The sequence below is a fragment of the Delftia deserti genome (assembly GCF_042653485.1).
GTDB classification, from domain to species: domain Bacteria; phylum Pseudomonadota; class Gammaproteobacteria; order Burkholderiales; family Burkholderiaceae_C; genus Comamonas; species Comamonas acidovorans.
The window spans coordinates 2,382,604-2,397,457 of sequence record NZ_JBHSIH010000001.1 but is presented as its reverse complement, the minus strand read 5'-3'; the positions used below and the strand labels follow the sequence as shown (position 1 = coordinate 2,397,457).

The following is a 14,854-nucleotide window of genomic DNA, read 5'->3' as shown; positions in this document are numbered from 1 at the left end:
CCATCCCCACAAAAACCACATGCCGCTGAGCAAACTCCCCACATTGCAATCCCTGCTCCTGTCCCGCCGCCTGGCGCTGAGCGTCCTGGCCAGCGCCGCGCTGGTGGCCGCCTGCGGTGGCAGCGACAGCAACGACAGCACGACGCCCCCGGTGGCCAGCCAGCCCGCGACGGCCACGCTGGCCGTGCTGGAGACCACGGATCTGCACTTCAACGTGCGCAGCTATGACTATTTCAAGCTGGCGGAGGATGCCTCCTACGGCTTCGAGCGCACGGCCACGCTGGTGCGTGCGGCGCGCAAGGAGTTTGCCAATACGCTGCTGGTGGACAACGGCGACACCATCCAGGGCACGGCCCTGGCCGACTACGAGGCCGAGGTGGCCAGGATTCCCTGCACGCAGCAACTGTCCATGTACAAGGCCATGGGCGCGCTGGGCTTCGATGCGGGCACGCTGGGCAACCACGAGTTCAACTACGGCCTGCCGTTCCTGAACCAGGTGCTGGGCGGCGGCCTGGACGTGGACGGCGTGGACAAGGCGCTCAAGTGCGCGGGCAATGGTTTTCCGATGGCGCTGTCGAATGTCTACAGCAGCAAGACCAAGCAGCCGCTGGTGCAGCCCTACGTCATTCTGGAACGCAAGATCGCGGCCAAGGACAAGGATGGCAAGGCGGTGGAGCTGCCCATCAAGATCGGCGTGATCGGCTTCACCACGCCGGGCATCATGAACTGGGACAAGCGCTATCTGGAGGGCAAGCTCTACACCGAGGGCGCCGTGGAGTCCGCCCAGAAGTACCTGCCCGAGATGCGCGCCAAGGGCGCCGACGTGGTGGTAGCCATGCTGCACGGCGGCCTGGACGGCGCGGCCTACTCGCCGACGATGGAGAACCCCGGCCTGCACCTGAGCAAGGTGGCCGGCATCGACGCCATGGTCATGGGCCACCAGCACAGCGTGTTCCCCGATGCGGCGGCCACGCCGGCCTTCACGCAGGCGGGCGTGGACAACAAGGCCGGCACCATCAACGGCGTGCAGTCGGTGATGGCCAGTTCCTGGGGCAAGGCGCTGGGCGTGATCCAGCTGGCGCTCAAGTGGGACGGCAAGCAGTGGAGCGTGGACAAGAGCGCGGGCAAGAGCGAGCTGCGCAATATCCAGACCGGCAAGGACGCCGCAGGCAAGGCCACCTACGTGGCCGTGGACCCGACGGTGGCACCGCTGATCGAGAGCCAGCACCAGGCAGCCATCCAGTACGTGAAGACGCCCATCGGCAGCACGGACTTCCGCATGAGCACGCTGTTCGCCGATGTGGGCGACCCGGGCGCCATCCAGATCGTCAACCAGGCGCAGCGCGACTATGTGGCCGACTATGTGAAGGCCAGCCTGCCGCAGTACGCGCAACTGCCCGTGCTGTCGGTGAGCGCGCCGTTCAAGTCGGGCTTCCAGGGCGGCGCCGACTACACCGACGTGGCCGTGGGCCCGCTGGCCATCTACAACGCGGCCGACCTGTACCTGTACCCCAACACCGTGTATGCGGTGAAGGTGAACGGCGCCGACATCAAGGACTGGCTGGAGGCCGCTGCCAAGCGCTTCAACCAGATCGACCCGGCCAAGACGGGCGAGCAGCAACTGATCAGCACCTTCCCGGGCTACAACTTCGACATGTTCACCACGGCCGATGTGCAGTACGAGATCGACGTGACCCAGCCCGTGGGCAGCCGCATCAGGAACCTGCAGTACCTGGGCAAGGCCATCGACCCCGCGCAGGAGTTCGTGATCGCCACGAACAACTACCGCGCCACCAGCGGCAAGAGCTTCATCGCCAAGCTCGACGGCTCCAGCGCCATCTGGGCCTCGCCGGACGCCAACCGCGACGTGGTGATCGGCTACGTGCGCAAGAACGGCAGCATCACGCGTGCCGCCAATGGCGCGGCCAAGAGCTGGCGCTTCACCAAGGTGGCCACCTCGGCCAACGTGGTGTTCAGCTCCGGCGCCAACGCGCTGCCGGTGGCGCAGGCGGCGGGCCTGGCCAACATCTCGCTGGTGGCGGCCGATGATGGCTCGGGCAAGGGCACGTCCAAGTACCGCCTGGATCTGTCGAAGTAAGCCGGACTGACCGAGAAAACGAGAAAAAGCCCCGTGCCAGGCGCACGGGGCTTTTTGCATTGGTGGCGGCTTTCCGCGTGTTCAGCGTGCCGGAGGCAGCTCGAAGACCAGGCAGGTGGTGGTGGCATGGGCGTAGAGCGTGCCATCGGGGCCGACCAGGCGCGCCTCGGCCGTGGCCAGCTGGCGGCCGCAGTGCAGCACGCGGCCTTCGGCGCGCACGCGCGGCACGCGCGGGGTCAGGGCCTTGACCAGGTTCACCCCCAGTTCGGCCGTGGTATAGCCCCGGCCCGGTGGCATGCAGGTGTGGACGGCGCAGCCCAGTGCCGAGTCCAGCAGGGTGGCGAACCAGCCGCCGTGCACCGTGCCCATGGGGTTGAGGTGGTTGGCGCCGGGGCGGCCCTGGAAGACCGCGCTGCCTTCGCCCACGGAGATCAGCATGAAGTCCAGCGTGCGTGCAATGGGCGGGTAGGGCAGCTCGCCGCGCAGCATGGCCTGCATCAGCTCCAGCCCGTTGCGGCCTGCGACCTGGTCGGGGCGCGACACGCCTGCGCCGGGGCCGGCGTCCAGCCGCAGGGAGACCGCCTGTTCCTCGTCCAGCCAGGCTTGCAGGGCAGGGGAGATGGAGCTGGAGGTGACGCTGGAGGTTGCGTTGTGGGCGGCCTGCTCCGGGGCGTGGGTGCGCGTGTCCATGGAATGTCTCTCTTTCATCGGGAAAAGTGCGGGCGCCAGCCTGTCTGGAATGGCGGCATGGATATTATTGTACCTACAACAGTTGTATATGCAATAATATGTGCCATGCCAGTGAATCCAGACATCCTCGCCGTGCCCCAGGGCTGCACCAACCACCGCGTGCGCCAGCTCATGCGCAGCGTGGGCCAGGTGTATGACGCCCATCTGAGCGAGACGGGGCTGCGCATCACGCAGTACTCGCTGCTCAGCCATGTGCTGGCCGCCAGTCCGGTGCGGCCCTCGGACCTGGCGCGGCGCATGCGCATGGACGCCTCGACGCTGACGCGCAACCTCAAGCCGCTGATCGACGCCGGCTGGGTGCGCATGGGCCAGGGCGAGGACCAGCGCAGCCGCCTGGTGCACATCACCGACGCGGGCCAGGCCAAGCGCGAAGAGGCCAAGCAAAGCTGGAAGACGGCACAGAACGAGCTCAACGCCCGCGTGGGCCTGGAGCGCGTGGCGGCCCTGCATGCGCTGATCGACGAATGCCTGGTGCTGCTCGATGGCGGCAATGGCGCTGGCGATGGCAACGCTGCAGGCGGCCCGCAGGCATAGGCCCCACCGAATTCCCAACCCCCGAAGAGACTCCCATGCTCTCCAACTCCACGGCGCGCTGGCTGCAGCGGCGCGGCATCCACTACGGCTGGCTGGTCGCGGCCATCACCTTCCTCACCATGCTGACCATGTCGGCGGCGCTGGGCCTGCCGGGCGCCATGCTGCAGCCGCTGTCGCGCGAGTTCGGCTGGAGTACGGAGCAGATATCGAGCAGCCTGGCGCTGCGCTTTGCGCTGTTCGGCCTGCTGGGGCCGTTTGCCGCCGTGATGATGGAGCGCTTCGGCCTGCGTGCCGTGATGTGCATGGGCCTGGCCCTGGTGGGCGGCGCCATGGCGCTGGTGACGCAGGCCACGCAGCTGTGGCATCTGTTTTTGCTGTGGAGCCTGCTGCTGGGCATGGGCACGGGCCTGACGGCGCTGGTGCTGGGTGCCGTGGTGGCCAACCGCTGGTTTGCGGCGCGGCGCGGCCTGGTCATCGGCGTGCTCACGGCCAGTGCGGCCACGGGGCAGCTGGCCTTCCTGCCGCTGGCCGCCTGGATGATCGAGCACTGGGGCTGGCGCTCGGCCACGGTGCCGGTGTTCGTGGCCAGCGCCTTGATTGCCGTGCTGGCCCTGCTTTTCGTGCGGGACCGGCCTTCGGACCTGGGCCTGGTGCCCTTTGGCGGCGATGCATCGGCCCCGCCGCCGCCGGCCATGGCCATGAACTTCGGCACGCCCTTCAAGGTGCTGGCCGAGGCCGCGCGCAACCGCACCTTCTGGCTGCTGGCGGGCACCTTCTTCATCTGCGGCCTGTCCACCAACGGCCTGGTGCAGACGCACTTCATCTCGCTGTGCGGCGACAACGGCATGGGCGCCGTGCCCGCCGCGTCGGTGCTGGCCATGATGGGGGCCTTCGACTTCGTGGGCACCGTGCTGTCGGGCTGGCTGTCGGACCGCTACGACAACCGCAAGCTGCTGTTCTGGTACTACGGGCTGCGCGGCCTGTCGCTGTTCTGGCTGCCGCATTCGGAGTTCACCTTCTACGGCCTGGGCCTGTTCGCCATGTTCTACGGGCTGGACTGGATCGCCACGGTGCCGCCCACGGTCAAGCTCACGGCCCAGCATTTCGGGCCGCAGAAGGTGGGGCTGGTGTTCGGATGGATCTTCGCGGCCCACCAGCTGGGCGCGGCCGCCGCTGCCTGGGGCGCGGGCCTGACGCGCACGTTGGTGCTGACCTATACGCCCGCGCTGTATGCGGCCGGCCTGGCCTGCCTGGTGGCGGCGGTGATGGCGCTGGTGATAGGGCGGGCGCGCAAGGCGGCGGCGGTGGCCGCGGCCTGAGCCCCATCACCGTTCACGCCATCCACGCCTTCAGTACAGCTGGCGCTTGCCCGGCTGCAGCAGGACGACCAGGGCGCCCGCGCCACCTTCGGCCGGGCGGGCCTGCACAAAGGCCAGCACTTCCTTTTTCTGCACCAGCCAGCGCAGCACGCGGCCCTTGAGCACAGGGGTCTTGCCCGGCGAGCCCAGGCCCTTGCCGTGCACCACGCGCACGCAGCGTATGCCCGTGCGGTGCGACAGGCGGATGAACTGGCCCAGCGCCTCGCGTGCCTCATCCACGCGCAGGCCGTGCAGGTCCAACTGGCGCTGGATGCTCCACTGCCCGGCGCGCAGCTTGTGGGTCACGTCCAGGCCGATGCCGGGGCGCCGGAAGCTGAGCTGGTCGTCGGTGTCCAGCAGGGTGCTGACGTCGAACTCGTCGCTCATGGCCTCCTGCAGCACGCGCTGCTCGTCCAGCTCCAGCTGCAGGGGCAGCGGCTCGGGGGGCTCGGGGGCATGGAGGTGGCGGGCGTGCGCGGACTTGAGCGCATGCACCGGGCCCACGGTGTTTTCGAACAGCTTTTGCTCGGCCAGGAGGCGGCGCGCCGCCTCGGCGCGCTGCTGCTGGAGCAGGGCCTCTTGGGCGGCGGCTTCGGCCAGTGCGCGGCGCACTGGCGCGAGGTCCTGCAGGCTGGTGGCTTTCAAAGTCATGGTGACGCCGGTTGTACCGCAATTTCGGCACCCCGGCGGCCATGGCGCCCTCTCGATGGCTGGCGAGTCTAGAAGCGATAGCGGGCGCTGACCTGGACATTGCGCGGCGCGCCGTACATGCCCGAGTACCACCAGCCGGACATGGCCGCGATGTACTTGCGGTCGAACAGGTTGTTGACGTTCAGCGTCAGCGACAGCTGGTCGCTCACGTCATAGCGGGCCATGAGCCCGGCCACGGCGTAGGAGGCCTGGCGTGCGCTGACCTGCTTGCCGACCTGCCAGGCTTCGCCGCTGTACTCGATGCCGCTGCTCCAGTTGACGCCACCGCCTACGGTCAGCCTGCGCCATTCGCCGGGCATGCGGTAGGTGGTCCACAGGCGGGCCATCTGGCGCGGGAAGGTGGTGTTGATGCGCTGGCCCGTGGCGTCTTCGGAGCTGCTGAAGTTGTAGGAAGCGGCAATCGACCATTGGCGGTTGATGGCGCCGTTGACTTCCAGGTCCAGGCCCCGCGTCTTGGCGCCCTTGATGGCGCGCGACGCGGTGGTGGTGGTGCCCGGGATGAACTGGCCGGGATCGGACTCGGCCAGGTTGTCCTGGCGGATGAGGTAGACGGCGGCGCTGGTGGCCAGGCGCCCGTCCAGGAATTCGCTCTTGATGCCGGCCTCGTAGGTGTTGCCTTCCTGCGGGTCCAGGAAGGAGCCGTTGCGGTCGCGCGAGGTCTGCGGGCTGTAGATGGTGGCAAAGCTGGCGTACAGCGTGTGCTGCGGGTTCAGCGTGTAGACCAGGCCTGCATAGGGCGTGAACACGCGGCGCTCCGACGAGGGCGAGGTCTGGTGGTATCCGTCCGTGGTGTCGGTGCGGTAGTCGCTGTCGTAGTTGAACAGCTTGCCGCCCACGATGAGCTTGAGGTCGTCGGCCAGCGCGAAGCGGCCGGCGCCGTACAGGCTGGTCTGGCGGCGCGTGCTGTCGAAGACCACGAAGCGGTCGCCGAACACCGGGCTGCCGCTGCTGTCCCACTGGTAGATGTTGACGGGCTTGTTGCGCAGGCCCGTGATGTCGAAGCTGCCGTCGGTCAGGCTCTGGAAGTCGGTGTAGTCGAAGCCCAGCACCGCCTCGTGCTCGCGCCCGCCCAGGTTGAAGGGGCCGCGCAGGTTGATGTCCACGGATTTGTTGCGCAGCCGGTAGTCGCGCCGCTCGGCGTTGAGCGACAGGCCATCGCCGGTCTCCCGGTCGAACAGGCTGTTGTTGACGGCCAGGTAGACCGCGTCTTCGCGCTGGTTGGAGCGCAGGTAGTTGGCCGAGAGCTTGAGCTGCCACCGGTTGGCCAGCGCCTGCTCCAGCGTGACGAAGGCGCTGGTGGAGTCGGTGTTGAAGCGGTTGTCGCGGCTGGCCGGGTTGAAGGAGACGGGGAAGTCGGTCTGCCGCCCGTCGCTGCTGAACAGCGGAAAGCCCAGGTAGGCCATGGAGCCGCGCGAGCGGCCGCGCTGGTGGTCCAGCCCGGCGGTGAGCTTGAGCGTGGAGGTCAGGTCGGCCTCGATCACGCCATAGAGCACGTCCTTTTTCCTGCTGTAGAAGTCGATGTGGCTGTCGCCCTCCTGGTGCACGGCGACCAGGCGGCCGCGCACGCTGCCCGAGGCGTTGAGCGGCGAGGACAGGTCCAGCACGCCGCGCCGGTTGCCCCAGGAGCCCACGCTGGCCTCGGCCGAGCCCTGGAACTGCGCCGTGGGCTTCTTGCGCACCATGTTGACGATGCCGGACGGATCGCCCGCTCCCGTGGTCAGGCCCGAGGCGCCGCGCAGCACCTCGATGCGGTCGTACAGCGCCATGTCGGCAATGCTTTGCGTGGGCAGGGCGTCCAGGCCCAGGAATTCGGTGTGCGTGCTGACGCCGTCGAGCTGGTAGTTGGTGATGGGGTAGCCGCGCGCATTGGCGTTGCTGCGCTCGGTGCCCAGAGCCGAGGTGGAGATGCCCGGCACGCGCGCCAGCACGTCGCTGATGCTGGTGAGGTTTTCGTCCTCCATGCGCTGCTGGGTCATCACGCTGACCGACTGCGGCGTGTCGCGCACGCTCAGCGCCAGGCCCGTGGCCACGCCGCTGGGGCCGCGCGCGGTGTAGCTGCCCGTGCCTTCGGTCGTGCCCGGCCGGTCGGCCTGGGCGACCACCTTGACCTCGGCCAGCGCATGGTCCTGGGTGCGGCCCGGCACTGCCGTGGCCGATGACGCTGCGGGCGCGGAGGGGGCGGCCAGCACCGTGAGCGTGCCCTGGGGCGTGCGTGCCAGCCGCAGCCCGCTGTCGGCCAGCGCCAGCTGGGCGGCCTGCTCCACGCTGTAGCTGCCCCGGATGGCGGGCGCGCGCTTGCCGGCCAGCAGGGCCGGATCGGCGCTGATGCTGCGCTGGGCCTGGCGGGCGATGCGCGCCAGCGAGTCGTCCAGCGCGCCGGCGGGCAGGTTCCATTCCAGCGTGGCGGCTGCCTGCGATGGGCTGGCCGCCGCCGGCTGTGCCCAGGCCTGCGGCGGTGCGGACAGCGACCAGGCCAGCGCGGCGGCCACGGGCAGCAGCAGCGACGGCGGGATCGGCCTGCGGTTTGCGGGCGTGCTGCCGGGCTGCGGGATACGGAGAGGGCGGCGTGCGGAGGCCATGGAGTCGGAGGTCCTTGTCGTTGCGGTGGAAATGAAGGGCTTTCATTCCGTATGTGCGACAAGGGCGGCAAAACCCCTCACGCGGCGCAAAAAAAGATTCAAGCGGACCGGTCTCGCACGTCGATCACCGTCAGCCAGTCCCCCCAGCGGCGCACGCTGACGGGATGGGTGTCCACCAGGTCCTGCAGCACCTGGTCGGGCCGGGCCAGCTGGAACACGCCGAAGATCCGCAGGCGCGCGGCCTCGGGGCTGATGCGGATGATGCCGGCCTGGTAGGGCCGCAGCGCTTCGATCACCTCGCCCAGCGGCTGGTCGCGCACGTCGATGACGCCGTCGGCCCAGGCGGCCGGCGCCAGGTGGGCGGTGTCCTGCGTGCGGATGCCGTCGGCGTCGATCCAGGCGCTGCGGCCCTCCTGCAGCCGGTGCTGCCGGCCGTTCAGGCTGGTGAGCAGCACGCTGTGCTCCAGCACATGCACCAGGGTGCTGCCTTCTGCCTGGCGCACCATGAAGCGCGTGCCCAGCGCCTGGGCCGTGCCCTGGGCGCTTTGCACGACGAACGGGCGCAGCGGCTGGCCCGGCGCGCTGGCAGCCACCTGCGCCAGCAGCGCGCCTTCGCGCAGGCGCACCAGGCGGCGGGTGTCGCTGTAGGCAATGTCGGCGGCCGAGCGGGCATCCAGTTCGATCTCGCTGCCGTCCGGCAGCCGGTGGTGGCTGCGCTGGCCGGTGCCCGTGCGCAGGTCGGCGGCCAGCGTGGTCAGCGGTGTTTGCCGGTGCACCAGCCAGGCCGTGGCGGTGCTGGCCAGCAGGGCGGCCAACCCACCGCGCAACAGGCCGCGCCTGCGCGCGGCCTTCGGGATGGGCGCCACCAGCGCCTGCAGGCCCAGGGACGCCGTGCCCCCGCCCTGCCGGCGCAACTGCACAAGGGCGGGCTCCACCCCGGCGGACAGGCGTTGCTGCACCATGGCCCAGGCCTGGGCATGGCCGGGCGACTGGCGCAGCCAGTGGGCGAAGGCGCGGCGGTCGTCATCGCTGGCGTGGCCCGAGTCCAGGCGCACCAGCCAGTCGATGGCCTGATCGGTGGCGGCATCCATGCAGGCGATCAGCCGGGGCAGGCCTGCGGCGAGAGGTACAGGTGCACCAGGGCCTGCTTCATGTAGCGCTCCACCGTGGCAATGGACACGCCCATGGCTTCGGCGATCTCGGCGTGCTTGAGGCCGTCGAGCCGGCGCAGCAAGAAGGCCTGCCGCACCTTCGGGGGCAGGCCGTCCAGCCATTGGTCCAGGGCCTCGATGGCTTCGCGCACCAGGGCGTAGTCCTCGGGGGAGGGCGCCACTTCCTCGGGCAGCGTGGCCAGCGCATCGAGCCAGGCCTGCTCCAGCTCGCGCCTGCGCCAGAAGTTGTAGAGCACCCGCTGGGCCAGCGTGGTCAGGTAGGCGCGCGGCTCCTGGATGGCATGGGCCTGCCGGGACGCCACCACGCGCTCGAAGGTGTCATGCGCCAGGTCCTCGGCCTGGTGGGAATTGCCCAGCTTGCGCCGCAGCCAGCCGTGCAGCCAGTCATGGTGGGCGACGTAGAGCGTGTGCACCGGGTCGGCGGTGGACGGGGAGGGCATGGTGCAGCGGCTTTGCAAATGAGAATTTTTCTCATTTTACAGAGTCTGCCTACAGCAGCCCCTCGCCGGCCATGGACAGCGAGGCACCGGGCGCCACGATCACATGGTCCAGCACCTGGATGTCCACCAGGCCCAGGGCGGCCTGCAGGCTCTGCGTGACGGCCCTGTCCGCGGCGCTGGCCTGGACATGGCCGCTGGGATGGTTGTGGGCCAGGATGACGGCGCCCGCATGGTGGTGCAGGGCGCGCAGCACCACCTCCCGGGGGTAGACGCTGGTGCGCGTGAGCGTGCCCCGGAACATTTCCTCCAGCGCGATCAGCCGGTGCTGGCTGTCCAGGAACAGCACGGCGAAGACCTCATGCTGGCGCGCCGCCAGGTGCAGCTGCAGGTAGCGCGCCACGGCCTCGGGCGAGGCCAGGGCCGGGCGCTCGCGCAGTTGCTCGGCCATGGCGCGGCGCGCCAGTTCGAGCACGGCCAGGAGTTGCGCGCACTTGGAAGGCCCCAGCCCCTTGATGGCCCTCAGGTCCGCGTGCCCGGCCTGCAGCAGCCCGGACAGGCCGGCCCGGCCGGGTAGCTGCAGCAGTTCCTGGGCCAGTTGCAGCACGCCCTTGCCGGCCATGCCGGTGCGCAGCACGATGGCCAGCAGTTCGATGTCGGAAAGCGCCGAGGGGCCGTGTGCCGCGAGCTTTTCGCGCGGCTGGGCCTGGGCGGGCAGGTCTTTGAGAGCCATGGTTCAGCCAGGTGGGGGGCGCCGCAGGGACACCGTTGCACGGGGCGTGGGGGCATGGATGTTTTTCTACAATACGGGCCAGTTTATCGGGACTTCCATGACCTCTAGCGCTTCTTCCTCGGCCCTCCCCACGGTCCAGACCGGCTCGTTCCTCACGCTGCACTACCGCCTGTCCGGTCCTGCAGGCGATGTGATCAACACCTTCAACGACAAGCCCGCCACGCTGTCCCTGGGCGCGGGCGAGCTGTCGCCCGCCGTCGAGCAACGGCTGCTGGGCCTGGCCGAAGGCACGCGCACCACGTTCGAGATGCCGGCCGGCGAAGCCTTTGGCGAGCGCAACGGCGACATGATGCAGTGGGTGGCGCGCAAGCTGATGAACGAGCTGGGCGACCCGCACGAGCAGTACGCGCCCGGCGACGTGGTGCAGTTCCCCACGCCCGACGGCCTGGGCAGCTACGCGGGTGCCGTGGTGCAGGTGCGCGAGGACGGCGCCGTGCTGTTCGACTTCAACCACCCGCTGGCGGGCCAGCCGGTGACCTTCGAAGTGCAGATCATCGGGGTGCTCTGAGGTGCTGGATTCGACCTCGCCCCAGGAAATCCTGCTGGCCGAGCCCCGGGGCTTCTGTGCCGGCGTGGACCGCGCCATCGAGATCGTGGAGCGTGCGCTGGCCAAGTTCGGCGCGCCCATCTACGTGCGCCACGAGATCGTGCACAACACCTTCGTGGTCAACGATCTCAAGGCCAAGGGCGCGATCTTCATCGAGGAGCTGGACGACGTTCCGCCCGGCTCCACCCTGGTGTTCAGCGCCCACGGCGTGAGCCGGGCGGTGCAGGACGAGGCGCGGCGGCGCGGTTTCTCCATCTTCGACGCCACCTGTCCGCTGGTGACCAAGGTGCATGTGGAAGTGGCCAAGCTCGCCAAGGAAGGCTACGAGTTCCTGATGATCGGCCACAAGGGGCATCCCGAGGTCGAGGGCACCATGGGCCAGCTGTCCGAGGGCATCCACCTGGTCGAGGACGAGGCCGATGTGGCCCGCGTCAACCCCCGCCAGACCGAGAAGCTGGCCGTGGTCACGCAGACCACGCTGTCGGTGGACGATGCCGCAGGCATCACGGCGGCCATCCGCGCCCGCTTTCCGCAGGTGCGCGAGCCCAAGCAGCAGGACATCTGCTATGCCACGCAAAACCGGCAGGACGCCGTCAAGGTGCTGGCGCCGCAGGTGGATGTGCTCATCGTCGTGGGCAGCCCCACCAGCTCCAACAGCAACCGCCTGCGCGAGCTGGCCGCGCGCCTGGGAACCCCCGCCTACATGGTGGACAACGCGGGCGAGCTGCGCGAGGAATGGTTTGCCAAGGCCGGGCGCGTGGGCCTGACGGCCGGCGCCTCCGCCCCCGAGGTGCTGGTGGACGAGGTCATACAGCGCCTGCGCCAGCTGGGCGCGCTGTCGGTGCGCAAGATGGATGGCATCGAGGAGACGGTCAAGTTCCCGCTGCCCAAGGGCCTGAAGATCGACGCGGCCACGGGCCTGGAGATCTCCGTGGGCAAGCAGCCCGAGACGGGCGGCTGAACCGCAGGCGCAGCGGACATTGGCCAAAAGCAAACGGGCGCCGGGCGCCCGTTTTGCATGGTGGGGCCGAAAGCCTCAGCTCCACAGATCCAGCGGAGGATCGGAGGCCACGGCGCGCAGGATGTCGGTGCGGCTGATGAAGCCTGCCAGCAGGCCTTGTTCATCGGTCACGGGCAGGCCCGGCAGGCCGGTCTCCAGCAGCACGCCGGCCACGCGGCGCAGGTCGGTGGTGGTGGCCACCGTGGGGATGGGGGAGATCATGACCTCGTTCACGGGCCGGCGCGCCAGGGCAATGGCGTCCTTGATCGCACCGGGCTCGGGCAGCAGGTCCAGCGGCGCCATGTCGGCGCGCAGCAGCAGCCCGACCACGCGGCCACCGGCATCCAGCACGGGCGCCTGGGCCACGCCATGCTCGGCCAGCACGCGCCAGGCGTCGTTGACACCGGCCTCGGGCGATACCGTCACGGCCTCGTGGCTCATCACGTCGGCCACGGTCTGCAGGGGCTGGCGTGGCTGGCTGGGGCCTTTTTCCGTGGAAAGGTAGGCATCGACGGCGCCGCGGCTGCGCGGGGCCGGCTCCGGCGCGCTGGCCGGCTGGCCCGCGAGGTCGGCCAGGATGGCGGGGAACGAGGCGGCGGCGTCGCCCGCCATCACATCGGCCGAGCGTGTACGCAGGGCCTGCGGCCGCTGCACGCGGCGCACGGGCGCCACCTGGCCCAGCCGCTCGGCGGGACCGCGAAACATCTGTCCGTTGGGACCGAAGACAAAAAACATGGGTGCTCCCGGGTGCGCAAACCGCTGTGGGCGGCATATTGGAAGTATCGGCGCTGGCGCGGGATTTCTGTAGCGGCAAGACCCCCAACGCCCAGGGGCGGGCGCTGCCATGGCGATACCGCCTAAAATTGCCGGCTATGCTCGATATCCTTCTTCTTCGCAAAGACCTTGACTCGGCCGTCGCACGGCTGGAGACCCGCAAAAAGCCCCAGGCCTTCCTGAATGTGGAGGCCTTCCAGTCCCTGGAAGCAGAGCGCAAGTCCCTGCAGACGCGGACCGAGGAGCTGCAGTCCAAGCGCAACCAGCTGTCCAAGCAGATCGGCATGCTGATGGGCAAGGGCGAGAAGGACGCTGCCGAGGCCGCCAAGGCCGAAGTCGGCAGCCTCAAGACCGAGCTGGACCAGTCGGCCACGCGCCTGGAGCAGATCCAGGGCGAGCTGCAGACCATGCTTCTGGCCGTGCCCAACCTGCCGCACGACAGCGTGCCCGTCGGTGCGGACGAAAGCGGCAATGTGGAGGCGCGCCGCTGGGGCACGCCCAGGGCCTTTGATTTCGAGGTCAAGGACCATGTGGACGTGGGCCAGCCGCTGGGCCTGGACTTCGACATGGGCGTCAAGCTGTCGGGCTCGCGCTTCACCGTGATGAAGGGCCCGATCGCCCGCCTGCACCGCGCCCTGGCGCAGTTCATGATCGACCTGCAGACCGACTCGCATGGCTACACCGAGTGCTATGTGCCCTACGCCGTCAATGCCGACTCGCTCAAGGGCACGGGCCAGTTGCCCAAGTTCGAGGGCGACCTGTTCGCCGCCAAGAAGGGCGGCCAGGACGGCGAACCCGTGCCCGACAACGCGGCGCTCTACCTGATTCCCACGGCCGAGGTGCCGCTGACCAACTTCGTGCGCGACGTGGTCGTGGCCGAGGACCAGCTGCCCATCAAGCTCACGGCCCACAGCCCCTGCTTCCGCTCCGAGGCCGGCAGCTATGGCCGCGACACGCGCGGCATGATCCGCCAGCACCAGTTCGACAAGGTCGAGATGGTGCAGATCGTGCATCCGGAAAAGAGCTACGAGGCGCTGGAAGAGATGACCGGCCATGCCGAGGCCGTGCTGCAGAAGCTGGGCCTGCCCTACCGCGTGATGAGCCTGTGCACGGGCGACATGGGCTTTGGCGCGGCCAAGACCTATGACCTGGAAGTCTGGCTGCCTGCGCAGAACACCTACCGCGAGATCAGCTCGGTCTCCAACTGCGAGGCCTTCCAGGCACGCCGCCTGCAGGCACGCTTCAAGAACGCCCAGGGCAAGAACGAGCTGGTGCACACCCTCAACGGTTCCGGCCTGGCCGTGGGCCGCACGCTGGTGGCTGTGCTGGAGAACTACCAGAACGCCGATGGTTCGGTGACCATCCCCGAGGCGCTGCGTCCTTACATGGGCGGACAGGCTTTGCTGAAGGCCTGAATTTTTAGGCTATAATTTCAGCTTCGACGCTGCGGAGAGGTGGCAGAGTGGTCGATTGTACCTGACTCGAAATCAGGCGTACGTGCGAACGTACCGAGGGTTCGAATCCCTCCCTCTCCGCCAGAAACATTACGCCCAGTGCTACATAAAAAATAGCACTGGGCGTTTCTGTTTTTGCCGTGCTGGTAAAAATCTGGACAACTAGCCAATCTTCCTGACGGCGCGTGTAATCGCCTCGGTTGAAAGATGGCTGTACCGTTGGGTACTTCGGCTGTCCTTGTGCCCAAGAACCTTCCCTATGGTGTAGAGGTCCACGCCGGCCTTAAGCATCGCACTTGCTGTGCTGTGCCTCAGGTCGTGGAAGTGCAACTCAGGAAGTCCTGCAGCGTCCCTCGCCTTGCGCCAGTTGGCCTGGATCGTGATCTTTGGGCATTGCCGGAATCTGCGAGCGCAAACCGAAACCTTCGGATGAATCGGCACAATCCGGCGCTCGCCGTTCTTTGTGTCATCCAGCACCCAGTTTGAGCCCATTACACGCGCCGCCAAAATCTCGCTCAGACGCATCCCGGAATAGAAGGCCATCCGGATCGCCATCCGGGTCATCCTGTGGCGCACCAGCTTGGCTATGTTGAGCATCGCTGCACGGTCGATGTAGTGGTGACGCTCGTTCTTCACCTCAGGGACTG

General features: G+C 68.5%; 14 protein-coding genes and 1 tRNA gene. 7 read left to right on the top strand and 8 right to left on the bottom strand.

The genetic code is table 11. The features are described 5' to 3' along the window. Positions 1-19: 19 nt before the first annotated feature. Complete coding sequence (locus tag ACFPFG_RS11735) at positions 20-2,098, top strand: bifunctional 2',3'-cyclic-nucleotide 2'-phosphodiesterase/3'-nucleotidase (protein WP_380106657.1); 2,079 nt, start codon at positions 20-22, stop codon at positions 2,096-2,098. A gap of 81 nt (positions 2,099-2,179) precedes the next feature. On the opposite strand, the gene ACFPFG_RS11730 is transcribed toward ACFPFG_RS11735, so the two are convergent. Beyond that, entirely contained in the window at positions 2,180-2,788 is a 609-nt protein-coding gene (locus ACFPFG_RS11730; protein ID WP_197957222.1) for a PaaI family thioesterase, read from the bottom strand. 105 nt (positions 2,789-2,893) lie between these two features. Here ACFPFG_RS11730 and ACFPFG_RS11725 point away from each other — a divergent pair, with 105 nt between their 5' ends. Beyond that, on the top strand, positions 2,894-3,382 hold the full coding sequence (locus ACFPFG_RS11725) for a MarR family winged helix-turn-helix transcriptional regulator (RefSeq protein WP_380106655.1): 489 nt from the start codon (positions 2,894-2,896) through the stop codon (positions 3,380-3,382). Between the two features lie 35 nt (positions 3,383-3,417). Next, positions 3,418-4,701 (top strand): MFS transporter, encoded by a 1,284-nt coding sequence (locus tag ACFPFG_RS11720; RefSeq protein ID WP_380106653.1) that lies wholly within the window; start codon positions 3,418-3,420, stop codon positions 4,699-4,701. A gap of 30 nt (positions 4,702-4,731) precedes the next feature. Here ACFPFG_RS11720 and ACFPFG_RS11715 read toward each other — a convergent pair whose 3' ends face one another. From ACFPFG_RS11715 to radC, 5 genes are all read right to left on the bottom strand, one after another. After that, positions 4,732-5,391 (bottom strand): Smr/MutS family protein, encoded by a 660-nt coding sequence (locus ACFPFG_RS11715; protein ID WP_013803859.1) that lies wholly within the window; start codon positions 5,389-5,391, stop codon positions 4,732-4,734. Between the two features lie 68 nt (positions 5,392-5,459). Beyond that, entirely contained in the window at positions 5,460-8,030 is a 2,571-nt protein-coding gene (locus tag ACFPFG_RS11710) for a TonB-dependent siderophore receptor (RefSeq protein WP_380106651.1), read from the bottom strand. A 98-nt stretch (positions 8,031-8,128) separates the two neighbouring features. Next, positions 8,129-9,121, bottom strand: coding sequence for a FecR family protein (locus ACFPFG_RS11705; RefSeq protein WP_380106649.1), 993 nt, complete (start codon positions 9,119-9,121; stop codon positions 8,129-8,131). A gap of 8 nt (positions 9,122-9,129) precedes the next feature. After that, a complete protein-coding gene (locus tag ACFPFG_RS11700) occupies positions 9,130-9,642 on the bottom strand; it encodes a sigma-70 family RNA polymerase sigma factor (protein WP_183018830.1) in 513 nt (170 codons plus the stop codon). A gap of 49 nt (positions 9,643-9,691) precedes the next feature. Beyond that, positions 9,692-10,372, bottom strand: a complete 681-nt coding sequence (gene radC, locus ACFPFG_RS11695; protein ID WP_197957217.1) for a RadC family protein — start codon at positions 10,370-10,372, stop codon at positions 9,692-9,694. 97 nt (positions 10,373-10,469) lie between these two features. On the opposite strand from radC, the gene ACFPFG_RS11690 reads away from it, so the two are divergent. Together ACFPFG_RS11690 and ispH are read left to right on the top strand one after the other, a co-directional pair. Continuing rightward, a complete protein-coding gene (locus ACFPFG_RS11690) occupies positions 10,470-10,940 on the top strand; it encodes an FKBP-type peptidyl-prolyl cis-trans isomerase (protein WP_012203830.1) in 471 nt (156 codons plus the stop codon). 1 nt (position 10,941) lies between these two features. Next, positions 10,942-11,940 (top strand): 4-hydroxy-3-methylbut-2-enyl diphosphate reductase, encoded by a 999-nt coding sequence (ispH, locus tag ACFPFG_RS11685; protein WP_197957216.1) that lies wholly within the window; start codon positions 10,942-10,944, stop codon positions 11,938-11,940. A 75-nt stretch (positions 11,941-12,015) separates the two neighbouring features. On the opposite strand, the gene ACFPFG_RS11680 is transcribed toward ispH, so the two are convergent. After that, positions 12,016-12,714, bottom strand: coding sequence for a CBS domain-containing protein (locus ACFPFG_RS11680; RefSeq protein ID WP_183018833.1), 699 nt, complete (start codon positions 12,712-12,714; stop codon positions 12,016-12,018). Between the two features lie 137 nt (positions 12,715-12,851). Between ACFPFG_RS11680 and serS the strand changes: the two genes are divergently transcribed. Beyond that, positions 12,852-14,168 carry a serine--tRNA ligase gene (serS, locus tag ACFPFG_RS11675; RefSeq protein WP_183018834.1) on the top strand — a complete coding sequence of 439 codons (1,317 nt, stop codon included), beginning with the start codon at positions 12,852-12,854 and terminating at the stop codon, positions 14,166-14,168. A gap of 33 nt (positions 14,169-14,201) precedes the next feature. Next, positions 14,202-14,291, top strand: a tRNA-Ser gene (locus ACFPFG_RS11670). Positions 14,292-14,369: 78 nt separating this feature from the next. On the opposite strand, the gene ACFPFG_RS11665 is transcribed toward ACFPFG_RS11670, so the two are convergent. Next, positions 14,370-14,843: a site-specific integrase gene (locus tag ACFPFG_RS11665; RefSeq protein WP_380106645.1), complete on the bottom strand. Its 474-nt coding sequence runs from the start codon at positions 14,841-14,843 to the stop codon at positions 14,370-14,372. Between the last annotated feature and the right edge of the window lie 11 nt (positions 14,844-14,854).

Excerpts from the sequence above, each read along its gene's own strand:
- ACFPFG_RS11700 (WP_183018830.1), bottom strand. The coding sequence starts at position 9,642 with ATGCCCTCCCCGTCCACCGCCGACCCGGTGCACACGCTCTACGTCGCC.
- radC (WP_197957217.1), bottom strand. The coding sequence starts at position 10,372 with ATGGCTCTCAAAGACCTGCCCGCCCAGGCCCAGCCGCGCGAAAAGCTC.
- serS (WP_183018834.1), top strand. The coding sequence starts at position 12,852 with ATGCTCGATATCCTTCTTCTTCGCAAAGACCTTGACTCGGCCGTCGCA.
- ACFPFG_RS11725 (WP_380106655.1), top strand. The coding sequence starts at position 2,894 with ATGCCAGTGAATCCAGACATCCTCGCCGTGCCCCAGGGCTGCACCAAC.
- ACFPFG_RS11680 (WP_183018833.1), bottom strand. The coding sequence starts at position 12,714 with ATGTTTTTTGTCTTCGGTCCCAACGGACAGATGTTTCGCGGTCCCGCC.
- ACFPFG_RS11730 (WP_197957222.1), bottom strand. The coding sequence starts at position 2,788 with ATGGACACGCGCACCCACGCCCCGGAGCAGGCCGCCCACAACGCAACC.
- ACFPFG_RS11710 (WP_380106651.1), bottom strand. The coding sequence starts at position 8,030 with ATGGCCTCCGCACGCCGCCCTCTCCGTATCCCGCAGCCCGGCAGCACG.
- ACFPFG_RS11690 (WP_012203830.1), top strand. The coding sequence starts at position 10,470 with ATGACCTCTAGCGCTTCTTCCTCGGCCCTCCCCACGGTCCAGACCGGC.
- ACFPFG_RS11715 (WP_013803859.1), bottom strand. The coding sequence starts at position 5,391 with ATGACTTTGAAAGCCACCAGCCTGCAGGACCTCGCGCCAGTGCGCCGC.
- ACFPFG_RS11720 (WP_380106653.1), top strand. The coding sequence starts at position 3,418 with ATGCTCTCCAACTCCACGGCGCGCTGGCTGCAGCGGCGCGGCATCCAC.
- ACFPFG_RS11705 (WP_380106649.1), bottom strand. The coding sequence starts at position 9,121 with ATGGATGCCGCCACCGATCAGGCCATCGACTGGCTGGTGCGCCTGGAC.
- ACFPFG_RS11735 (WP_380106657.1), top strand. The coding sequence starts at position 20 with ATGCCGCTGAGCAAACTCCCCACATTGCAATCCCTGCTCCTGTCCCGC.